This is a genomic window from Pseudomonas syringae pv. tagetis (assembly GCF_022557255.1).
In the GTDB taxonomy this organism is placed as follows: domain Bacteria; phylum Pseudomonadota; class Gammaproteobacteria; order Pseudomonadales; family Pseudomonadaceae; genus Aquipseudomonas; species Aquipseudomonas caricapapayae.
Genome location: NZ_CP092923.1, coordinates 831,509 through 851,663, shown reverse-complemented (window position 1 = coordinate 851,663; position 20,155 = coordinate 831,509). Strand labels below are relative to the sequence as shown.

General features: G+C 55.7%; 20 protein-coding genes and 2 pseudogenes. 14 read left to right on the top strand and 8 right to left on the bottom strand.

Annotated elements, in window-relative coordinates; all coding sequences use genetic code 11:
* Positions 1-32: 32 nt before the first annotated feature.
* Positions 33-1,031: an ATP-grasp domain-containing protein gene (locus MME58_RS03800; protein WP_055006423.1), complete on the bottom strand. Its 999-nt coding sequence runs from the start codon at positions 1,029-1,031 to the stop codon at positions 33-35.
* Positions 1,032-1,150: 119 nt separating this feature from the next.
* On the opposite strand from MME58_RS03800, the gene MME58_RS03795 reads away from it, so the two are divergent.
* On the top strand, positions 1,151-1,696 hold the full coding sequence (locus MME58_RS03795) for a DUF1523 family protein (RefSeq protein ID WP_122239075.1): 546 nt from the start codon (positions 1,151-1,153) through the stop codon (positions 1,694-1,696).
* Positions 1,697-1,741: 45 nt separating this feature from the next.
* Here MME58_RS03795 and MME58_RS03790 read toward each other — a convergent pair whose 3' ends face one another.
* The 3 genes and pseudogenes from MME58_RS03790 to MME58_RS27545 all read right to left on the bottom strand — a co-directional run bounded on the left by MME58_RS03790 (position 1,742) and on the right by MME58_RS27545 (position 3,684).
* Positions 1,742-2,149, bottom strand: a complete 408-nt coding sequence (locus tag MME58_RS03790) for a PIN-like domain-containing protein (protein WP_055007281.1) — start codon at positions 2,147-2,149, stop codon at positions 1,742-1,744.
* A complete protein-coding gene (locus MME58_RS03785) occupies positions 2,146-2,838 on the bottom strand; it encodes a DUF433 domain-containing protein (RefSeq protein ID WP_055007280.1) in 693 nt (230 codons plus the stop codon). Before MME58_RS03785 ends, MME58_RS03790 begins: the two co-directional genes overlap by 4 nt.
* A gap of 239 nt (positions 2,839-3,077) precedes the next feature.
* Positions 3,078-3,684, bottom strand: a pseudogene (locus MME58_RS27545) (glutathione S-transferase family protein).
* Between the two features lie 152 nt (positions 3,685-3,836).
* On the opposite strand from MME58_RS27545, the pseudogene MME58_RS27540 reads away from it, so the two are divergent.
* Positions 3,837-4,206: pseudogene (locus tag MME58_RS27540) on the top strand (winged helix-turn-helix transcriptional regulator).
* A gap of 227 nt (positions 4,207-4,433) precedes the next feature.
* Here the strand turns inward: MME58_RS27540 and MME58_RS03765 are convergent.
* Positions 4,434-4,862 carry a pilin gene (locus tag MME58_RS03765; RefSeq protein ID WP_055007278.1) on the bottom strand — a complete coding sequence of 143 codons (429 nt, stop codon included), beginning with the start codon at positions 4,860-4,862 and terminating at the stop codon, positions 4,434-4,436.
* A 224-nt stretch (positions 4,863-5,086) separates the two neighbouring features.
* Between MME58_RS03765 and pilB the strand changes: the two genes are divergently transcribed.
* From pilB to yacG, 5 genes are read left to right on the top strand one after another with little or no spacing between them, the layout of a single operon-like run.
* Complete coding sequence (gene pilB, locus MME58_RS03760; protein ID WP_055007277.1) at positions 5,087-6,781, top strand: type IV-A pilus assembly ATPase PilB; 1,695 nt, start codon at positions 5,087-5,089, stop codon at positions 6,779-6,781.
* A 2-nt stretch (positions 6,782-6,783) separates the two neighbouring features.
* Positions 6,784-8,001, top strand: coding sequence for a type II secretion system F family protein (locus tag MME58_RS03755; protein WP_055007276.1), 1,218 nt, complete (start codon positions 6,784-6,786; stop codon positions 7,999-8,001).
* A 1-nt stretch (position 8,002) separates the two neighbouring features.
* Positions 8,003-8,875, top strand: a complete 873-nt coding sequence (locus tag MME58_RS03750) for a prepilin peptidase (protein WP_055007275.1) — start codon at positions 8,003-8,005, stop codon at positions 8,873-8,875.
* The gene (gene coaE, locus MME58_RS03745) at positions 8,872-9,495 is read left to right on the top strand and encodes a dephospho-CoA kinase (RefSeq protein WP_055007274.1); all 624 of its coding nucleotides are present in this window, start codon (positions 8,872-8,874) and stop codon (positions 9,493-9,495) included. Before MME58_RS03750 ends, coaE begins: the two co-directional genes overlap by 4 nt.
* Positions 9,492-9,701 (top strand): DNA gyrase inhibitor YacG, encoded by a 210-nt coding sequence (gene yacG / locus MME58_RS03740; RefSeq protein WP_002552020.1) that lies wholly within the window; start codon positions 9,492-9,494, stop codon positions 9,699-9,701. Before coaE ends, yacG begins: the two co-directional genes overlap by 4 nt.
* A 111-nt stretch (positions 9,702-9,812) precedes the next feature.
* Here the strand turns inward: yacG and MME58_RS03735 are convergent, their stop codons facing one another.
* From MME58_RS03735 to MME58_RS03725, 3 genes are all read right to left on the bottom strand, one after another.
* Entirely contained in the window at positions 9,813-10,289 is a 477-nt protein-coding gene (locus MME58_RS03735) for a hypothetical protein (RefSeq protein WP_241409118.1), read from the bottom strand.
* A 104-nt stretch (positions 10,290-10,393) separates the two neighbouring features.
* Complete coding sequence (locus tag MME58_RS03730) at positions 10,394-11,914, bottom strand: SEL1-like repeat protein (protein WP_055005981.1); 1,521 nt, start codon at positions 11,912-11,914, stop codon at positions 10,394-10,396.
* Positions 11,915-12,304: 390 nt separating this feature from the next.
* Complete coding sequence (locus MME58_RS03725) at positions 12,305-12,772, bottom strand: hypothetical protein (RefSeq protein WP_055005980.1); 468 nt, start codon at positions 12,770-12,772, stop codon at positions 12,305-12,307.
* Between the two features lie 127 nt (positions 12,773-12,899).
* Between MME58_RS03725 and MME58_RS03720 the strand changes: the two genes are divergently transcribed.
* The 7 genes from MME58_RS03720 to MME58_RS03690 all read left to right on the top strand — a co-directional run bounded on the left by MME58_RS03720 (position 12,900) and on the right by MME58_RS03690 (position 20,126).
* On the top strand, positions 12,900-13,529 hold the full coding sequence (locus tag MME58_RS03720; RefSeq protein ID WP_003345130.1) for a DUF1780 domain-containing protein: 630 nt from the start codon (positions 12,900-12,902) through the stop codon (positions 13,527-13,529).
* Entirely contained in the window at positions 13,526-14,059 is a 534-nt protein-coding gene (locus tag MME58_RS03715) for an MOSC domain-containing protein (RefSeq protein WP_055005975.1), read from the top strand. The genes MME58_RS03720 and MME58_RS03715 overlap by 4 nt, the downstream gene beginning before the upstream one ends.
* A 216-nt stretch (positions 14,060-14,275) precedes the next feature.
* Complete coding sequence (locus MME58_RS03710) at positions 14,276-15,574, top strand: NAD(P)/FAD-dependent oxidoreductase (RefSeq protein WP_054988350.1); 1,299 nt, start codon at positions 14,276-14,278, stop codon at positions 15,572-15,574.
* A gap of 493 nt (positions 15,575-16,067) precedes the next feature.
* Positions 16,068-17,282 (top strand): methyl-accepting chemotaxis protein, encoded by a 1,215-nt coding sequence (locus MME58_RS03705; RefSeq protein WP_055005974.1) that lies wholly within the window; start codon positions 16,068-16,070, stop codon positions 17,280-17,282.
* 9 nt (positions 17,283-17,291) lie between these two features.
* Positions 17,292-17,660, top strand: coding sequence for a response regulator (locus MME58_RS03700; protein WP_002553206.1), 369 nt, complete (start codon positions 17,292-17,294; stop codon positions 17,658-17,660).
* Between the two features lie 23 nt (positions 17,661-17,683).
* On the top strand, positions 17,684-17,974 hold the full coding sequence (locus MME58_RS03695; protein WP_054988348.1) for an STAS domain-containing protein: 291 nt from the start codon (positions 17,684-17,686) through the stop codon (positions 17,972-17,974).
* Positions 17,975-18,020: 46 nt separating this feature from the next.
* A complete protein-coding gene (locus MME58_RS03690) occupies positions 18,021-20,126 on the top strand; it encodes a chemotaxis protein CheA (RefSeq protein ID WP_055005973.1) in 2,106 nt (701 codons plus the stop codon).
* The last annotated feature ends 29 nt before the right edge of the window (positions 20,127-20,155 follow it).

Genomic DNA, 20,155 nt, shown 5'->3' with positions numbered 1-20,155 from the left:
CGATTAGTGATAGCAAAAATCTATTATCGCGATCAAACCCAGGCCCGTACAGCGACCGTGATGGCCTTCACGCGGATATCTTCAAGCCAATGTGTTTCCGGTTCTTTCAAGCCGAGACGGCGGGTCGCAAAAATACCCGGCAGGTTAACGCCGGTTTCACGCACATAACCGATGCCGCCCGAGTAACGCGGGTTGATTTCCAGCAAGCGCGGCTTGCCGTCGGCATCGTCGCGGGTCTGCACATTGATCAGCCCGTCGCAGGCAAAATGCTCCGCTGCGCGCACCGCCAGTTGCACCGCTTCGCTGTCACGCTCGAAGGTCTGATTGAGCCCCACCTTGCGCCGTCCGACGAAGGCAACCGCCTTGCCGTGCTCGCAAACCATGTCCACCGAGCACTCACTGCCCGGCATATACGGCATCAGCAACATCGCCGGAACGTCATCGGACTGGCGATAAGCATCAAGGTACGCCTGAAAGGTGGTTTCACGAGCATCCGGGTTGGCGAAACAGCGAAAATCGTCGACATCGGTCTTGAAGCGCCAGAAACCGCGGCCATAAATCCCGACCACCGGTTTGATACACACCTCGCCATATACCGACAACGCTTCGTAAGCCGCCTGCAACTCCTCGGCATTGCTCGCGGCGATTCCCGGAATACACGCCAGCCCTGCCGCCTCGGCCGCTGCCGTGAAGCGGCTCTTGTCATCGACATCCATGAAAGTCTGCCGGGACGTTCCGCCTGTGACGAGGTCAAAACCCTCGGCAACAAAACGTGCACGCTGCGCTTCGTAAAAGCTGCCTATGCGCCCGGCGACGATAACCCTGACGCCCAGCGCCCGAGCGGTCTCCAGCACCCAGTCGATACGCTCTTCATTGTCGACCGGCTCTTGCAGTGCCACATGGGCCTGCCCGGTAATTTCGGAGCGCTGCTGGCGATGGGAGGCGATAATCTGCACTGACGCGGGCAATGCGTCGCGCGCGCCCATGATCACTTCACGCTGGCTGGACTGCCCTTCAAGGAACCAAATCATGTCAATCTCCGGGAGACAACGCCATCCGCAACGGCCTTGTCGAATTTTGTAATAACTGTTTTGCTTCGAAATGTTCGGATTAGGGCAAAGTCACGCAATTTTAAACAGAGGACGCTGGTATGAAGTGGCTTAAAAGGTCGATTTGGCTTGTGGTATTCGTTGCACTCGGGATCGGCGCATTAAGCCTCTATTACGTCCTGCCGCGCCATGATGTCGTGATGATCACCGGCGTGGAAGTCAAAAGAATGGACGCCGACGGCGTCATCAACGCCGAAAACCCGGCAGACGGCCCGACCCGCGACGTGTACTTCATCAACACCGAAGACCCGGACAGCAAAAAGGTCGTGGTCTACCGCAACGAAGACACCGGCTGGAGCTTCCCGTGGTACTTCAAATTCGACTCCGCCGACATCCAGGCCAAAGCCCAGGGCTACTCGCGTGACTCCCAACAGCTGGCGCTGATTCGTTATTACGGCTGGCGCATAACGATCCTGTCGATGTTTCCCAACGTGACCGAGGTTGAGGCGGTGACGAGTCGTGATCAGCCGTTTCCGATTTTTAATACGGTCTTTTTTGTGGTGGTGGGGTTGCTGGTGGTGATGGTGGTGGTTGGGGTGAGGAGGCGGTTTAAAGGGCGGGCGCGGGTTGATGGGGTGGTGAGGTAATTTTTCGTACTTTAGATACTGCGAAAAGCCCGGTCTATGATCGGGCTATATATGGAGCTGCTGGAACTTGCGGGCCGCAGAAAACGTCCATGGCACACGAAAGGCTGCGCCGCCTTCGATTAACAAAGCCTGCTCGGTAATTGAAGGCCACCACCTGACCAGGTTTTCTGCCTTGTTCCAGTAGGTCATTTTCCCCCATTGCCTGGCAAGGCAGAAAATGGGCATCCCACACTCCCGGAATGCCCGACGCTCAGCGTCTCCCTTGGAAAACTTGTCCTGAGACACGACCGCCCAACCGCCTTCTTTTTTGAGATGGGTCACCCAGTCAATATCAGCGGAGTTGGCAGGGAATCTTTCACGCAGCGATACCACTGAGTGACCTTCACTCTTTGTCAGCTCATTGAGCGCTCTGGCGATAGCGGGCGGCAGATTGTTATCGATCAAAAAATTCAAGCCGCGATCCTGTGCTCAAAATTGACTGCGGCTTCCACTGCTGCAGGCGGAATCTCATAAAGTAACGCTACACGCTTCGCGTTCTGGCCTTCAGCCAGATAAGAATGATAGATCGCTGCTGTGTCGATTCCCGTCGTTGCCAACACCGGTTTGCCAAAATTCCTTGCCGGGTCCAAAACAACTGCCTTGCTTCGCTTTAATGGATACCAGCGCTTTGCCGACTCTTCACCTGCGTAATCAATGCCCTCGTACAGAGAGGGCGTAATGACCTGCTTGAACGCGTATTGCCGCTTCACCAGATCCAGAAGCGCCTCATCACCCGTTTCATACAGAACGGTCGCGAAAATATCTCGTCCGTCAGTTTGAAAACGTCTGCACGTAAACGGGTAGAGCTGGCCGAACATTTCTCTGGCTTGTAACGAGGCGCTGCGGATCGCTTGCAAGCTGACGCCGTGCTGGCGAAACGCATGGACAAAGCGAATTTCCAGCAGGTCGTGGAAGCCGAGCAGCTTGTCGTCCAGAAATGCGACCTCTGGCGTCCAGAGGCCGGGGTGATCGACGCCTGCCGCGCTATAGCCGAACATCCATCTGCGAATGTCTTTCGCCGGAATGCCGGTGTATGAGGACGCTTCTGCTGGGGTGTATAGGCCCACACCGAGGAGGCGGCTGGGTGATGTAGTGGTGTTCATAGCTCCTCTCTTCATGTGTAGGGTAATCAGGAGAGTAATTCTGGGCTTGATTCGGATATCAATCAACGGACGTTTTGATAACCGAAGCGGATCAGGAAGTGACCTAATGCAAAAGCTGAAATTTCCTACGATGCCATCGTGATAACACCAAGTAATCGAATCAAAGCGCCCGCAACGAAGCACATCCGCCGGGGGCGCTATTGTTTAAAAGGTGAGTCTAACCTGAGTCTTAAGCAGGCTCAGGTCTTGTTGAACAGTTTGGGCAAACCCTTCGCTTTCAGTACAGCCTTGACGGATGGACGTGCTTCTACTCGCGCCACGAACGCTTGCAAAGCAGGTTGCGCTTCCAGCGAAATGCCAAAATTGACAGGCCAGCGTGTTACCGCGAACAGGTAGGTGTCGGCAACGCTGAAATCGTTACCCAGCAGGTAATCAAGACCATTCGCCAGCAGACCATTCAAGTAGGTTTGTTTGGCGATGACCGGGCGCTGGGCGTCGGTGGCATCCACCCCCTTCGCCAAATAGAAAAGCGGTGTCCAGGCCTTGTGATATTCAGCAGCCAGATAATTGAGTATCTCCTGCAGCCTTGCGCGCTCCAGCGTCCCGTTGGCTGGCACCAGCATTGGTACGAAGTGGTCACCCAGATATTGCCTTCAGTCAGAACAGCACCGCCATCCAACCCCAACGCAGGAACAGCCCTTTGGGGTTGATCGCGTAATAGTCATCGCCGGATTCAATCGTATGCTGCCGCAGATTGACCTTGACCAATTCGTGAGCGACACCCGCTTCGTGCAACACGATGTGAGCAGCAAGCGAACAGGAGCCAGGTGAGTAGTAAAGCTTCATAGGTGATTGTTCCGGTGGCTGAGAATGACCAGATCCTAGCACTCAGATAACTTTTTATAGCTGGTAACTTAAGGTTACTCTAGTTCTCCGGTTGCCGTTATGTAACCTGGTTACGCTCTGGAAACTCGCGATCCGACAAGGAAAACCCTGCCATGTCATTGAAAATGCGCAAAAGCAAGTCAACCATCCCGTCCCCGAATGCGCGATAGCGGCGTGCATGTGGCTCCTGAGCGGTGTCTGGACTCCAAATTTGCTGTGGAGTTAAAGTGGTGGGCCTCGGCGATTCGGCGAACTGCGCGTCGACATCCCCGGTATTTCGGCAAAGATACTGTCGGTAGGCTTGAAGAGGTGGGAGATAAAGGTGTGGTTGTTCGGACGGTGCTGGCGACTTCGCCACCTCCTGCGGAGTACAGTCTTTCGGAGTTGAAATTGGAGTTGCTGCCGGCGATTGCGAAGATTGAATATCGGTTGAGGTTGAAGCGGGGGAAGGACGTGGCAGATGGTGTGCGACTTGAGAATTAAATTCCGTTAGTTGCAAGCAACAGATACAGTCTTGAGTTTGAAATACTTGCCTGAAAAAAAAAGCAAAGAGAGAAGGCTCGACCAGCATAGATCGAAATTTTTCTCTGATTAATACTGAGAACTGCCCCCTACAAACTTATAGCAAAGACAATCCTGTGCTAACAGGCTATCTAAATCGGCCTCTTTAACGCTAACATTAAAGAGGCGCGATTAGCTGCATGTTGGAATTAGTTTTTCACGTAACCCTGTGTCAAACAACCACCGCTGTACTGCCAAGTAAGAACGTCGGTGTTACCAACCAAGCGGGTAGGGGTCAATATGCAGGTATCCGCAGCAGCAATGCCCTTGTAAGCATTAGGTGTACCGGTGATAACCGCTGTTGTAGCCGTAATACCAACGCTAGCCAAAGCACCTGGGGTGGCGGTTGGAAGAGTGATGCCTAATTTTGCTGCAGTATCGCATGCGGTGAGGTCAGTCGTCTGCGCATAGCAAACGGCGACGGCAGATTTAACGGCGTCCATAGCCAACACGACCTCTGTGTAAGCCGCTTTTCTGGTGTAATTCTGATATGCAGGCAGTGCCACCGCAGCCAGAATCCCGATGATCGCCACTACGATCATCAGCTCGATCAACGTAAAACCTTTTTGTGTTTTCATAGCTTACTTCTCCGAGGCGTCAGTTTTTAGTGCCTTGATCCACCTAAAGCACACGGCGTGCCAAAGTGCAATGCGTTGCGAACCATTTGGAAAGCCGTTATCCGTGGCATCAGGTTGCTCCGTAATCCGCAGAAACTGACAATTTACGTCACATCCCGCACTGCCATTTGGCAGCACCGCCCGACTGCGCTATAACCCACCCATTGTCTGTGTCTGGTGGTTTTATGACTGATGCTGTCCTCACTGGTTTGGCCAAGCAATTGGTCCTCGCCGAGCTCCTTACTGAACCTGTTGCGCAGCAAGCGTATCAACAGGCGCGCCGCGACAAGATTTCGTTGGTGAGCTATCTGGTTCAGAACAAGCTGGTCAAAAGCCTCACGCTGGCGGAATTGGCTTCTGATCAGTTCGGCGTGCCGTTCATGGACCTCGCCAGCCTGGACAAGGAAAGCCAGCCTAAAGGTCTAGTGAGTGAAAAGCTGGTTCGGCAGCATCACGCCCTGCCGCTCTGGCGACGAGGTAACAAGCTGTTCATTGGCATATCGGATCCGACCAATCATCAGGCTGTGACCGATATTCAGTTCAGTACTGGCCTAAACACCGAAGCGATTCTGGTCGAAGATGACAAGCTGACCACTGCGATAGATCGATTTTTTGACAGTGATAGCGGTCTGGGCAATCTGGAAGATGTCGATCTGGGTGTGGATATCGAACCGGCTGATGGTAAGGAAACGTCCCTCGCGACGCAGAATGACGCTGACGATGCCCCGGTGGTCCGTTTCGTCAACAAAATGCTGTTGGATGCCATCCGGTTAGGATCGTCCGATCTACATTTCGAGCCCTACGAAAAGATCTTTCGCGTGCGCCTGCGTACCGATGGCATTTTGCATGAGGTTGCCAGGCCGCCGATTCATCTGGCAAATCGTATTGCTGCACGCCTGAAAGTCATGGCGAGCCTCGACATTTCGGAACGGCGCAAACCACAGGACGGCCGGGTCAAGTTACGAATGTCCAAAACCAAAGCTATTGATTTTCGTATGAATACCTTGCCCACTCTATGGGGCGAGAAAATCGTGATGCGGATTCTCGACCCGACCAGCGCACAGATGGGCATCGATGCTCTGGGCTACGAGCCAGAGCAAAAAGCACTGTATCTGGAGGCGCTGAAACAGCCGCAGGGCATGATTCTAGTGACCGGCCCCACGGGTTCCGGCAAGACCGTTTCTCTGTATACCGGTCTGAATATCCTCAATACTGTGGACATCAATATATCCACGGCCGAAGACCCGGTAGAGATCAACCTAGAAGGTATCAATCAGGTCAACGTCAACCCGCGTCAGGGGCTAGACTTTTCTCAAGCATTGCGCGCGTTCCTGCGTCAAGATCCCGACGTGATAATGGTCGGTGAGATACGAGACTTGGAAACGGCAGAAATTGCCATCAAAGCCTCGCAGACCGGGCATATGGTGCTTTCCACACTGCACACCAACAGCGCAGCGGAAACGCTGACTCGACTGCATCATATGGGTGTCGCGGCATTCAACATTGCTACGGCAATCAACCTGATTATTGCGCAACGGCTGGCACGTAAGCTGTGCAGCCACTGCAAGAAAGAATTGGATATTCCTCGCGAGACACTTATTCAGGAAGGTTTTCCAGAAGAGAAAATCGGCAATTTCAAGATATACGGCCCGGTGGGCTGTGAGCACTGCAACGGGGGTTACCGAGGCAGGGTGGGCATTTACGAAGTGGTCAAGAAAACACCGGAACTGGAACGCATCATCATGGAAGAAGGCAACTCGCTGGAGATCTCTAGACAGATGCGCAAGGACGGTTTCAATGACCTTCGCACATCAGGGCTTTCGAAAGCCATGCAGGGCATCACCAGCCTTGAAGAAGTCAACCGCGTGACCAAGGATTAAACATGGCCAGCAAGGCAGTCAAAGTCATCGTTTACACATGGGAAGGCGTGGACAAAAAAGGCGTCAAACTTAGCGGAGAATTAAGCGGCCACAATCCGGCGCTTATCAAAGCACAATTGCGTAAACAGGGTGTCAACCCTACCAAGGTGCGCAAAAAAGCTGCCTCGATCTTCGGCAAGGGTAAAAAAATCAAGCCTCTAGACATCGCTTTTTTCTCTCGGCAAATGGCGACGATGATGAAAGCCGGAGTTCCGCTGCTACAGTCGTTCGATATTATCGGTGAGGGTGCAGAAAATCCGAATATGCGAGCGCTGGTAGGCTCACTCAAACAAGAAGTATCAGCAGGTAACAGTTTTGCAACGGCTTTGCGGCAAAAGCCCGAGTACTTTGATGATCTCTTTTGCAACCTCGTGGATGCGGGCGAGCAAGCTGGTGCTCTTGAGAGTCTGCTGGATCGAGTAGCAAGCTACAAAGAAAAGACAGAAAAGCTCAAAGCAAAAATAAAGAAAGCCATGACCTACCCCGCTGCTGTTTTAATCGTTGCACTTATTGTGTCCGGCATTCTATTAATTAAAGTAGTTCCGCAGTTTCAGTCAGTTTTTGCAGGCTTTGGTGCAGAACTCCCTACGTTCACATTGATGGTTATAAGTCTTTCAGAGATTGTGCAGAAATGGTGGCTGGCGATTGCAGGCATGTTTTTCTTCAGCATTTTCATATTCAAACGTGCTTATAATAAGTCTCAGAAATTTCGCGACAGCCTTGACCGTCTTTTGCTGAAAGTCCCCATCATTGGGCCGCTGATTTTTAAGTCATCAGTAGCGCGTTATGCCCGCACGCTCGCAACAACTTTTGCCGCTGGAGTTCCGCTAGTAGAGGCTCTCGACTCTGTCGCAGGGGCAACGGGCAACGTGGTGTTCAGAAACGCTGTGAACAAGGTTAAGCAAGACGTGTCCACCGGAATGCAGCTTAATTTCTCAATGCGCTCTACTGGAGTTTTTCCCAGTTTAGCAATTCAGATGACTGCCATTGGAGAAGAGTCTGGTGCGTTGGATAATATGTTGGATAAGGTCGCAACTTATTATGAGGATGAGGTCGACAATATGGTAGACAGTCTGACCAGCCTTATGGAACCTATGATTATGGCCGTTCTCGGTGTGGTAGTGGGCGGATTGGTCATAGCAATGTACTTACCGATTTTCAAGCTCGGAGACGTTGTCTGAAATGCCTCTCCTCGACCTACTGGCCAGCTCCCCCCTGGCCTTCGTCACCACCTGCTGCATCCTCGGCCTCATCATCGGAAGCTTCCTCAACGTGGTCGTCTACCGCCTGCCACTAATGATGGAGCGCGACTGGAAAGCCCAATCCCGCGAAATGCTCGGCCTGCCCGCCGAACCCGATCAGCCTGCCTTCAACCTGAACCGCCCCCGCTCCAGTTGCCCGCACTGCGCGCACAAAATCCGCCCGTGGGAAAATCTGCCGGTCATCAGCTATCTGCTGCTGCGCGGTAAATGCTCGCAGTGCAAAGCGCCGATCAGCAAACGCTACCCGCTGGTCGAGCTGACCTGCGCAGTGTTATCAGCCTACGTCGCCTGGCATTTCGGCTACGGCTGGCAGGCGCCGGCGATGCTGGTGTTGAGCTGGGGGCTGCTGGCGATGAGTCTGATCGACGCTGATCACCAGCTGTTACCTGATTCTCTGGTGCTGCCATTGCTGTGGCTGGGCCTGATCGTCAACGCTTTCGGGCTGTTCACCTCGCTGAATGATGCGCTATGGGGAGCGGTGGCCGGCTATCTGGCGCTGTGGTCGGTGTTCTGGCTGTTCAAGCTGGTGACCGGCAAGGAAGGCATGGGTTATGGCGACTTCAAGTTGCTGGCCATGCTTGGCGCGTGGGGCGGCTGGCAGATTCTACCGTTGACCATCCTGCTGTCGTCGCTGGTGGGCGCGGTGCTGGGGGTGATCATGATGCGTGTGCGCAGGGTCGAAAGCGGTACGCCGATCCCCTTTGGTCCTTATCTGGCCATTGCGGGGTGGATCGCTTTGCTCTGGGGTGGTCAAATAACCGACTCTTACATGCAGTTTGCCGGTTTCAGATGACTCACCCCGATCAAAAACCCTGGATTCTTGGCCTGACTGGCGGCATTGGTAGCGGTAAAAGTGCAGCGGCACAGTGCTTTATCGACCTTGGCATCGACACCGTGGATGCCGACCACGCCGCCCGCTGGGTGGTCGAACCGGGGCGCCCGGCGCTGGAACAGATAGCCGCGCATTTCGGCAAGGGCGTGTTGCAGGCCAGCGGCGAGCTGGATCGTGGCGCGCTGCGCAAGCTGATCTTCGAAAACCCCGAGCAGCGGCGCTGGCTGGAAGCGCTGCTGCATCCGTTGATCAATCAGGAAATCGTCAGCCATCTGGCCAAGGCCAAATCGCCGTATGCCATTCTGGTCTCGCCACTGCTGGTCGAGTCCGGGCAATACCGCATGGTTCAGCGGCTGCTGGTGATCGATGCTCCGGCGCACCTGCAGATAGAACGCACCATGCTGCGCGACAGCTCCAGCCAGGAGCAGGTCGAAGCCATTCTCAAGGTGCAGATCCAACGTGAAGACCGCCTGCGTCATGCTGACGATGTGCTGGTCAACGACCGCGACCCTGACTGGCTGATCAGCGAGGTCGAGCGGCTGCACCACTTTTACCTTACTTTGCGTGGAGGCCAATCATGAGCCAACCAATGACCGTTCAATGCCCAACCTGCGACGCCCCTGTGGAATGGAGCGCGGCCAGTCCAAGCCGCCCGTTCTGCTCAGAACGCTGCAAACTGATCGACCTGGGAGCCTGGGCTTCTGAAGAGCATGCGATTCCGGTGAGTCCGGATGCTGAGGATGAGTTGTTCTCAGGTGATCTGGAGGCTCCGCATCGGGGGCATTGATCGACACGGTCCCAGACAACTCTCTTCTTGCCAACGGACGAGTGACTAGAGCGACGATCCGAGTTGCACACGAAGGCTGTCTCACAGTCGCCTGACTCCAAGCGGCTGTGGTCAGCCTCTCGAGGGTATATTCACCCGCCCCCTTTTCTTGCCCCCAGAAACAGCAATCAGAATATCTCGTGCAGACCAAACCCAGCCGCCCAGCAAAAGACAGGGAATCAGTATGGAAAAGAATTGATGAAAGTCAGAAAAAGGTCTCTTGGCAACCCCCACTCCAACAATCCCCAGAATAAAAAGACAGAAAAATAAATAACCGAGCATTCTAAAAAATAAACAAATAACGTTTGAAAAACTTATACTCTCCACCCACACCACACCCCGTCGTGAGAAAAATGTACTCCAACAAGCGTGACATACTGTTGACCACCCAAAGCACGTAAACTGATAGACCGATATCTGAACTCCCGCGTCAAGAAAAATCCAAGCATACATGGCGTCCATTATCTCACCCGTAGCTCTTAAATGCCCAGTCACATAATAGAGACCTATACCGCCCAACACGTAAACCACCAAACCCAAAATAAACACTGCCAGGTTCCTGCTTCAGGATAATTTTACCTTCACTGCCACATCAGCCTTTTCAGCCCCACATGACGCTTCTACCAGCGCGCTAATAAACTGCGCAAAAAAGTCTATTTCAGGTAGTTACCAATAGCAACGCTCTTGCTTCTACAAACCTCGTGCGACAGTCTGTCTCCATCGATAGTCTTCCCGAGATCCATCTCCTCGACAACCTTACGTATTGCGTCTTTGTAGACCTTGCTGTCAGGATTTATGCTAGACGCGCATTTCATCAAGGCATAGCTAATCACTGAATTTTTCGAAACGCCCAAACCTTTCCCATAGATTAAGCTGAGGTTCGCGAAAGCGGCGGCGTCGTCCTGCTCCGCTGCCTTCCAGTACCAATCCATAGCTTTCGGGTAATCCTGGGGAACACCATAGCCATGTTTGTACATGTTGCCTAACTCGTTTTCCGCATAGGCAATTCGCTCCGCAGAGAGCGCACGAAAATACAGCAGCGCTTCTGCATAGTTACGTTCGACACCACGCCCCTCTTTCAGCATGCGCGCAAGCTGATACTGGGCACGCGGCATATTTTGAGCAGCCGCTAATCGGTACCACTTTGCAGCTGCGGCGTTATCAACAGCACCGCCACGGCCCGATTCAAAAAGACTTGCAAGATCCGCCTGCGCAACGGCAAGCCCTTGAGTAGCTGCGAGCCCAAGCCAATAACGAGCCTCTGTGTAGTCCGTCGCCACTCCTTTGCCAACGATAGAAAAATACCCAATCTTGTACTGCGCAGGGGCATAGTCAGCTGAAGCGCTACGCCTATACCAGGCAAGGGCGCTTTTATAATCCTGTTCTACACCTGCGCCATACTCATAGGCTTGGCCCAGCGCCAGTTGACCGACAGGGTCGTTTCCCGCAGCGGATTTTTCATACCATTTAAATGCCTCACGCTCATCTCTCTCGACGCCCTTTCCGTCCGCGAGGCTTTTAGCCAGGTTTCGTTGCGCAAGGGTGTCGCCCTTCTCGGCTGCCAATTTGAGAAAGCGAAAACCTTTGGCCGCATCACGGTCGACACCACGACCTTCGATGTATCCCACGCCCAGAATATTCAACGCCTCGGCATCACCGCTGTCAGCGGCACGCTGTATGAAGTCTACCGCTGACGCTTCATCTTTTTCTACGCCTCTTCCTTCGCCAAGCATAAGTGCGTATCGGGACTGCGCAGCAGGCAAACCTTGTTCCGCAGCGACCTTATAAAACTCAGCAGCCTTTGCTAGATTTACAGCTGTGCCAACACCGTTTTCGTAAAAAAAACCTAACCTGTATTGAGCCAGCACCAGCCGTTGTTGTGCGGCGGCAGAGATATTCTCAAAGGCCTTTATCGCATCTTTGGAGACACCTTTACCCTCCTCATACTGCAACCCGATGTAGTACTCGGCCTGAGCATTGCCTTTTGCAGCCTCTTTTTGGAAGAGAGAAAATGCTTGCTGATACAGTCCTTGACTGTACGCATCCAGGCCCTTCTGCATTGATGCCAATGCACTCGTTGAAAGACAAAAGAACAAAAAGCCGGCGAAGAGTGCATCAGCTTTCAATATCCGCTTCCTGAATACATGTTTAGAGACCCTCATCACCCGCCACATTCGCCCGCAGGCATTTGGCGTTGAACAGGCACAGAACGCTTGTGCGTAGGTAAAAATGCAGATCAAGATCGCCCGACCCAGAGAGAAAAATAGCTTCATTTACGATCCATGTGAGAAGAAACCCTGAGTACCATTTGACTGGCTTTTCATGCCTTCGGCGCTGGACAGAAAAGCTTTAGGCGACTGAATGGAAATCTACCACGCGCTATACACACGGCAAAAAAATTGAAAGCGGCACAGTCTATTTTCATAGCCATCGCCTTGAGCGGTGAGCAAGCGCCTTATAAATGCTCGACCCCAGATCAGGCAGGTTTATCTAACCCATGCTTTGATCCCAACCTGAATCTGCCCTAACGCAGTACATGTATAAGCAAGTGCGCAAGCACGCCGTCAAGACTGAGGCTTCTCCAACGCAGCCCTCAACGCATCCGCACTGCCAAACTGCTGCTGACTGACCAACTGCCCGTCGCGCAACTGTAACCACAGCACTTTATCGTCATCGCCTGCGTACTGCGGCACGATGCGCGCTTCTCGATCAAGCATTACGCGATAGCTGTAATCCCGCATTTTGGGGATGGCGAACATTTTGGCGATGAGGGTCGGCATTTTCTGGATGTCAGCGACGAACACCGTCTGGCGCGATTCCAGAAAGCCTTTGGGCTTGTTCTGAAGGGCGGCATTGACCAGCTTGGCGGCGTCCATGCTGCGTGCGACGAGCAGGGTTTGCGTGTGGTTATTCAACGTATAGGGCTGGTCGTATTGATCAAGCAACGTCCAGGAGGATAGACGTTCGTCGACTTGCAGAGCGTTGGCGGTGAGGGGCAGCAAGGCCAGCAGCAGGATGGGCAGGAGCTTCACAGATCGATCCTCGATAAAAGCAGCGCCTGCGAGCATTTATGGCAGGCAATCAAAAAATGAATTGCCAGTCTACACCCCGGCATTCACTCTTCCAGTCATGGCAACTTGAACGCTAAGCTAGCCCCCTATGGATGACTCAGACTACCTGCGCCTGTTGACGATCCAGGCCGAACAAGCCAACGCCTTTCTGTCCAATGCGCGGAAGTGGGAGCGTGAGCGTTGGGTTTGTCAGCGGTTGTTGCAGGGGCTGAACATTGCGCATCGCAATGAGGACTTCACCCCCGCCAGTCAGGAGCCGCCCGATGTGCTGTTTCGTGACGGGCGTTTCGAGGTGTTTTTCGTACTCGACGAGGGGCGGCGTCTCAATGACGAGTGGCGCGAGGAACTGGCGCGACGACGAAGCGCGTTCTCGTTGAGCCAGCTGGTACGTCGGGAAGCCAAGCCCAAGCGGATTCCTGCCTCTGAACTGCTGCACCGACTCGCCCCTACCCTGCGCAAGAAATCCACCAACTATCGCGAACGCGGCATTGATCTGGGCGGGCTGGATATCATCGCCTTCGCCAGTCTCAAGCGTGAGGTTCTGGACCTCAACAGTCACTTTCCGCCGCCGACCGAGTACCTGCGTCAGGGCTGGCGTTCGTTGTCGCTGGTGGGGCCGACCTTCGCTCGGGTATTGTTCGCGCATCCGGGCGCTCCGGATTTTCTGCGTACCAATCTGGGGCGCAGTGTCGTTTTCGATGTTGGAATCAGTTTATGAGCCCCTTGCAGGAACTGCTGGCCGATGTGCCTCAACAAGGTCGCGTGCGCTGGATAGGCGTGCGCCCGCAGTCGCGGGTCGAGATGATCGAGCTGGATGCAGTGGAGGCGCGTCGCGAAGCGGGTCTGACCGGCGACCATTCACGGCCTGGCCCGCGTAATGCGCGGCAGGTGACGTTGATTCAGTGGGAACATCTGGCCGTGATTGGCTCGTTGCTGGGCCGTGCGGCGGATAACCCTGTCGTGCCGCAGGACTTGCGGCGCAATCTGGTGATCAGTGGCATCAACCTGTTCAGCCTGAAGAATCGACGTTTCAGAATAGGTCAGGCTATTTTCGAAACCACCGGCTGGTGTCAGCCTTGTGCGCGGCTTGAGCAGCGCCTCGGCCACGGCACCTTTCAAGCGGTGCGCGGGCATGGTGGAATTACTGCGCGAGTGTTACAAAGCGGAATCATCCGCCTGGATGACACGCTGCAGGTCGAGCCGCTCGAAGTCACCGATCCCTGGCCCCCTGCCCGCCAGCACGCCTGAGACGACGGATAAATTGAGCAGCCCTCTGAACCCGGAACCGCAAAGGTGTGTCGAAGAGTACCTTCAGGCAAACCGCTATCCAGTCGAGCGCAGGCCGCTACTGATTCCGGTATTGCCGTGATGAACCTGTTATCGAGCCTTCTGACGCTATGAGCTGCCTTGCGCTCGCGAAGATCGAGCTCCCCCCGAATTCCTTAAACCTTCCGAGTAATCCTTATGACGCATCGTATTGTTATCGTTGGCGGAGGCGCTGGCGGTCTGGAGCTGGCTACCAGTCTGGGCAAGACCCTGGGCAAGAAAGGCACGGCCAGTGTCACGCTGGTCGACGCCAACCTGACGCATATCTGGAAACCGCTGTTGCACGAAGTGGCTGCCGGTTCGCTCAACTCGTATGAGGACGAGCTGAACTACGTCGCTCAGGCCAAGTGGAACAACTTTCAGTTCCAGCTCGGGCGCATGACCGGCCTGGACCGCGCCAGCCGTCAGATTCATCTGGCCGAGACGCTGGATGAAAACGGCGCAGAACTGGTTCCGGCGCGCAGCCTGGGTTACGACTCACTGGTGATCGCGGTGGGCAGCACCACCAACGACTTCGGCACCAAGGGCGCAGCAGAGCACTGCCTGTTTCTCGACAGCCGCAAGCAGGCCGAACGTTTTCACCAGCAACTGCTCAACCACTACCTGCGCGCCCACGCCGGTCAGGCCGACAGCGCGCAGGAAATTACCGTGGCCATCGTGGGCGCTGGCGCCACCGGTGTCGAGCTGGCGGCAGAGCTGCACAACGCGGCGCATGAGCTGGCAGCTTACGGGCTGGGCCAGATCAAACCGGAAAACCTGCGTATCACGGTGATCGAAGCCGGGCCACGGGTGTTGCCTGCGCTGCCAGAACGCATCGGCGCGCCGGTCCACAAGACCCTGGAAAAGCTCGGTGTGACGGTACTGACCAACGCAGCAGTCAGTGAAGTGACCGCTGATGGTTTGATCACGGCTACCGGGCAGCTCATCCCGGCCAGTTTGAAAGTCTGGGCGGCAGGTATTCGTGCCCCGGCGTTTCTGCATGAACTGGATGGCCTGGAAAGCAACCGGATCAATCAGTTGCAAGTGCTGCCGACGCTGCAAACCACCCGTGACGAGAATATCTTCGCGTTCGGCGACTGCGCAGCCTGCCCGCAAAAAGGCACCGACCGCAACGTCCCGCCCCGCGCCCAGGCTGCTCACCAGCAGGCGTCACTCCTGGCCAAATCGCTGCGCCTGCGGATCGAAGGCAAGACACTGCCGGAATACACCTACAAGGACTACGGGTCACTGATCTCGCTGTCGAGCTTCTCGGCAGTCGGCAATCTGATGGGTAACCTGATGGGCAGCGTGATGCTTGAAGGCTGGCTGGCGCGGATGTTTTATGTATCGCTGTACCGCATGCACCAGATGGCGCTGTACGGCACCTTCCGCACCCTGATGCTGATGCTGGGCAGCAAGATCGGCAAAGGCACCGAGCCGCGAATGAAGCTGCACTAACAGCCCGCGCCGGGCTTATTGCCATACCGGCGCTGGAGCGTACGCAGCGATAGCCTCGACTATCGTGCGACGCTCCGCGTCGGCATGCCGCTCTGGACGCTCTGCGTCCTCTTGCGATGCAGAGCGTCGCGAAATGCATTCCACAGCGCTCAGCGTTTTATACAAGTCTGCTTTAGATTCTGGCCGGAGGCCGTGGGAGCGGACGGGCGACGCTTCGCTTGTTCGCGAAGACAGTGTTTCAGGCGACGCATTTTCGGCGATTATGCCGGCCCTTTCGCGAACAAGTTCGCTCCCACGTCCTGCGGGCAGAAGCCTGAAAACCCACTTCCGACGCTGACTTGCAGCGTTCTGAATACCCGCTATTTTTAAAGTGATCGGGCTCTACACGCAGTGATCAGACGGAAGGCACCCGCACAGGTATAAAGTTCGTCTACGCCACGCAGATAACTAGGGAGTCGTGTATCACGCTGCACTGTTCAGGGATCGAACCCATATGTCGAATCAATTCAGCAGTACTCCTGCGCAAAGCCATCCACGCTTTATCTGGTTTCCCCTGATTCCTGTCATACCTGCCGTTGCCTGGATACTGACGCAATCGGGTACGCGCCCTGCCGAACTGGTTGCGTGCGCTGCCCTTGTTGCCATTGGCGTTGGCGCTGCTTTCTGGGCTGCTCAGTCACAACGTAATGAAGTGCGTCGCGCCGTGACTCAAGCGCTGGACCATCATCAGGCGCACAGCGGGCAAAGCGCCGCGACGGCCACCAGTACCCAACTCAATGAAATCTTCCTCGGTGCCATGCCGATCTGGGCCAAACAGGTTGAAAGCTCACGTCAGCAGACCGAAACCGCCATCGTCGAGCTGAGCAGCCGTTTCATGGGGATTTCCGAGCGTTTGCAGGAAACCGTGCAGGCCTCGCAACACGCTGCCGGCGAACTCGACGGTCAGAACGCCGATGGTGCGTTGAAAGTCCTGTCCCAGAGCGACAGCGAGCTGAGCCAGGTAATCGACTCCCTCAAGGCCACCCAGGCCAGCCGCGACCAGACGCTGTCTCAGGTTCGCAGCCTGACCGCCTACACTGGCGAATTGCGCACCATGGCCGCGGACGTTGCCGCCATTGCTGCACAGACCAACCTGCTAGCCCTCAACGCCGCCATCGAAGCCGCACGCGCAGGCGAAGCAGGCCGAGGTTTCGCCGTGGTAGCCGACGCGGTGCGCAGCCTGTCGAGCAAGTCCAGCGAAACCGGTCAGCAGATGTCCGCCAAGGTCGACATCATCAACAACGCCATCACGCAACTGGTGCAGGCCGCCTCCAGCGGTGCCGACCAGGACAGCCATTCGGTGGCGGCTTCCGAGCAAAGTATCCAGAACGTACTGGAGCGCTTCCAGAGCATTACAGGTCGCCTGGCCGAATCCGCAGACCTGCTCAAGCAGGAAAGCTACGGGATTCGCGACGAAATGACCGAGGTGCTCGTAAACCTGCAGTTTCAGGATCGGGTCAGCCAGATCCTGACCCACGTACGCGACAACATCGACTCTTTGCATGCGCACTTGCTGCAGGCCAGCCAGTCTCCCGATCAGGCCGTCGCCATCGACGCACGGCAATGGCTGGCGCGTATGGAGTCCACCTACGCGACCGACGAGCAACGCCGTACTCACCACGGTGAATCGGCTGCCCAGCAGAATTCGCAGGAAATCACATTTTTCTAGGAGTAGATCATGGCTAAGAGTGTTTTGGTGGTCGACGATTCAAGCAGTGTCCGGCAGGTGGTCGGCATCGCGTTGAAAAGTGCCGGATACGACGTTATCGAAGCCTGCGACGGCAAAGATGCACTGGGCAAGCTGACCGGGCAGAAAGTGCACCTGATCATCAGCGACGTGAACATGCCGAATATGGATGGCATCACGTTCGTCAAGGAAGTGAAGAAGCTGGCCAGTTACAAATTCACGCCGATCATCATGCTGACCACCGAGTCTCAGGAATCGAAAAAAGCTGAAGGTCAGGCTGCCGGCGCAAAAGCGTGGGTCGTCAAACCGTTCCAGCCAGCACAAATGCTGGCGGCTGTTTCCAAGCTGATCCTGCCCTGAGACCCCGGTCCCTGGAGGCCAGCATGCCGACGCCAGACGAGAGTGCCACCGACACTGCACGCGTGCAGATAGATGGCGAGCTGACGATTTACACCGTGACCGAACTTGCTGCCCGACTGCTGCCACAGATCGGCGCTGCGGCACGTCTGGAGGTGGACCTTTCGCAGGTCACCGAGATGGACGGTGCGGGCCTGCAATTGCTGGCGGTCATCCAGCGAGAAGCCGGCAAGACCGGGACTTCGCTGCATTTGACCGGGCAAAGCAAAGCGGTCAGCGAAACCTTCGAGTTATGTAATCCGGGTGTCGTGCTGTAGCGCGTCCATTTGCAGTACTGCCCAGTGATCGATCAAGGAAGTCACCGTGAGTATTAATCTCGATCAGGCACAGCAAACGTTCATCGTTGAAGCGCGTGAGCTTTTGCAGGCTATGGAAGAATCCCTCCTGCAGCTCGAAGGCGAACCCGGCGATCAGGATGCGATTGGCGCAGTTTTCCGCGCAGCGCACACTATCAAAGGCTCGGCGGGACTGTTCGGGCTGACGCCCATCGTCAGTTTTACTCACATCGTCGAAGACGTGCTGGATCGTCTGCGTGAGGGCAGTGTTTCGGTTGACGCGAGGCTGATCGCGGTGCTGCTCAAATCCGGCGATCACATGCTTGAGTTGATCGACGTGGTGGCCAGCCGTGGCGAGCAATTGCAGGCACCTGCTCTGGAACGCGAAGCGGCATTGCGCCAGGCATTACAGGTCTATCAGGCCCCCGCCAATGCCCAGCCTGCCGACGATGCGCGAGCGCCGGACGTGATCGATGAGCCGCCGGCCGAAGGGTTATGGCATATCTCGCTGCGTTTTGGCGTGGATGTGTTTCGTAATGGTATGGACCCGCTGTCGTTCCTGCGCTACCTCAATACCCTGGGGCAGATGGTTCAGGTCACGACGGTAACCGACAGCATTCCGGCAGTGGAAGCGTGGGACCCGGAATCCTGTCATCTGGGTTTCGAGATCGATTTCCGCTCTTCTGCCGGGCACGCCGCGATCAATGAAGTCTTCGATTTTGTACGTGAAGACTGTGCCGTAGAAATAACCCTCATAAACGAGCCCGCAGACGGCATCGAGCCAACCGGTACAGAACTGGTCTCGCAGACCGGACACAGCCCTGCGGTTGCCAGCGGCGAACTGCTGGGCGATCAGCGTGCTGTGCCGCGCACGCCCGCTACGGCTACGGCAGTAGAACGCCCACCCTCTTCGGGCAGCGAACAGAAAAGCAAGGACGGCCGTTATGTGCGCGTCAACGCTGACAAACTTGATGAACTGATCAACCTGGTCGGCGAGCTGGTCATTGCCAGCGCCGGTGCCAATCTGCTGGCCCGTTCGTGTGACAACGACCCGCTTCAGGAAGCCAGTTCGACCGTTTCAGGCCTGGTCGAGCAAATTCTGGACGGTGCGTTGCACCTGCGCATGATCCCCATAGGCGACACGTTCAATCGTTTCCGCCGCGTGGTGCGCGATGTCAGCCAGGAACTGGGCAAGGACATCGACCTGATTATCAACGGTGCGGAAACCGAACTGGACAAGACCGTCGTCGAAAAGATCGGCGACCCGCTCATGCACCTGCTGCGCAACTCCATGGACCACGGCATCGAAAGCGCCGAAGCGCGCCGTGCGGCAGGCAAACCGGCCAAAGGCCATTTGAGCCTCAATGCGTACCATGACTCGGGCAGCATCGTCATTGAGATCGCCGATGACGGTGCCGGACTCAACCGCGAGCGAATCCTCGACAAAGCCCAGCAACGCGGGCTGGTGGCAGCTGGCGCAAGCCTCACTGATCAGGAAATCTACAACCTGATCTTCGAACCCGGTTTTTCCACCGCCGAGGCCGTCACCAACCTGTCGGGGCGTGGTGTCGGCATGGACGTGGTCAAGCGCAATATCACCTTGCTGCGCGGCACCGTAGACCTGGACAGCCAGCCCGGTGAGGGCACCATCGTGCGCATTCGCCTGCCGCTGACGCTGGCAATCATCAACGGTTTTCTGGTCGGCATCGATCAATCGACTTACGTCATCCCGCTGGACATGGTGCAGGAATGCATCGAACTGGACGAACAGAATCGTCACCTGACCCGGGACAGCGGCTATCTGGACCTGCGTGGCGAAGTGCTGCCGCTGGTCTACCTGCGCGACCATTTCAATCATGAAGGCCCGGCCGCGCGTCGCCAGAACGTCGTGGTGGTGCGTTACGCCGAACATAAGGCCGGGCTGGTGGTAGATGACCTGCTGGGCGAGTTTCAGACGGTCATCAAACCTCTGGGCAAGCTGTTCGGCGCACTGCGCGGTATCAGCGGCTCGACGATTCTGGGCAGCGGAGCAGTGGCGTTGATTCTCGACATCCCGGCTCTGCTCAACCAGATCGTACAGATGGAAGCCCGCTCGACCCAGGCGCCTCAATCCCTTTTGCCCACTTCTCGCTGACGGATTCGCAATTCCCAAGGAGTTACTTC

Excerpts from the sequence above, each read along its gene's own strand:
- coaE (WP_055007274.1), top strand. The coding sequence starts at position 8,872 with ATGACTCACCCCGATCAAAAACCCTGGATTCTTGGCCTGACTGGCGGC.
- MME58_RS03710 (WP_054988350.1), top strand. The coding sequence starts at position 14,276 with ATGACGCATCGTATTGTTATCGTTGGCGGAGGCGCTGGCGGTCTGGAG.
- MME58_RS03700 (WP_002553206.1), top strand. The coding sequence starts at position 17,292 with ATGGCTAAGAGTGTTTTGGTGGTCGACGATTCAAGCAGTGTCCGGCAG.
- MME58_RS03765 (WP_055007278.1), bottom strand. The coding sequence starts at position 4,862 with ATGAAAACACAAAAAGGTTTTACGTTGATCGAGCTGATGATCGTAGTG.
- pilB (WP_055007277.1), top strand. The coding sequence starts at position 5,087 with ATGACTGATGCTGTCCTCACTGGTTTGGCCAAGCAATTGGTCCTCGCC.
- yacG (WP_002552020.1), top strand. The coding sequence starts at position 9,492 with ATGAGCCAACCAATGACCGTTCAATGCCCAACCTGCGACGCCCCTGTG.
- MME58_RS03720 (WP_003345130.1), top strand. The coding sequence starts at position 12,900 with ATGGATGACTCAGACTACCTGCGCCTGTTGACGATCCAGGCCGAACAA.
- MME58_RS03755 (WP_055007276.1), top strand. The coding sequence starts at position 6,784 with ATGGCCAGCAAGGCAGTCAAAGTCATCGTTTACACATGGGAAGGCGTG.
- MME58_RS03705 (WP_055005974.1), top strand. The coding sequence starts at position 16,068 with ATGTCGAATCAATTCAGCAGTACTCCTGCGCAAAGCCATCCACGCTTT.
- MME58_RS03750 (WP_055007275.1), top strand. The coding sequence starts at position 8,003 with ATGCCTCTCCTCGACCTACTGGCCAGCTCCCCCCTGGCCTTCGTCACC.
- MME58_RS03715 (WP_055005975.1), top strand. The coding sequence starts at position 13,526 with ATGAGCCCCTTGCAGGAACTGCTGGCCGATGTGCCTCAACAAGGTCGC.
- MME58_RS03695 (WP_054988348.1), top strand. The coding sequence starts at position 17,684 with ATGCCGACGCCAGACGAGAGTGCCACCGACACTGCACGCGTGCAGATA.
- MME58_RS03785 (WP_055007280.1), bottom strand. The coding sequence starts at position 2,838 with ATGAACACCACTACATCACCCAGCCGCCTCCTCGGTGTGGGCCTATAC.
- MME58_RS03730 (WP_055005981.1), bottom strand. The coding sequence starts at position 11,914 with ATGTGGCGGGTGATGAGGGTCTCTAAACATGTATTCAGGAAGCGGATA.
- MME58_RS03800 (WP_055006423.1), bottom strand. The coding sequence starts at position 1,031 with ATGATTTGGTTCCTTGAAGGGCAGTCCAGCCAGCGTGAAGTGATCATG.
- MME58_RS03795 (WP_122239075.1), top strand. The coding sequence starts at position 1,151 with ATGAAGTGGCTTAAAAGGTCGATTTGGCTTGTGGTATTCGTTGCACTC.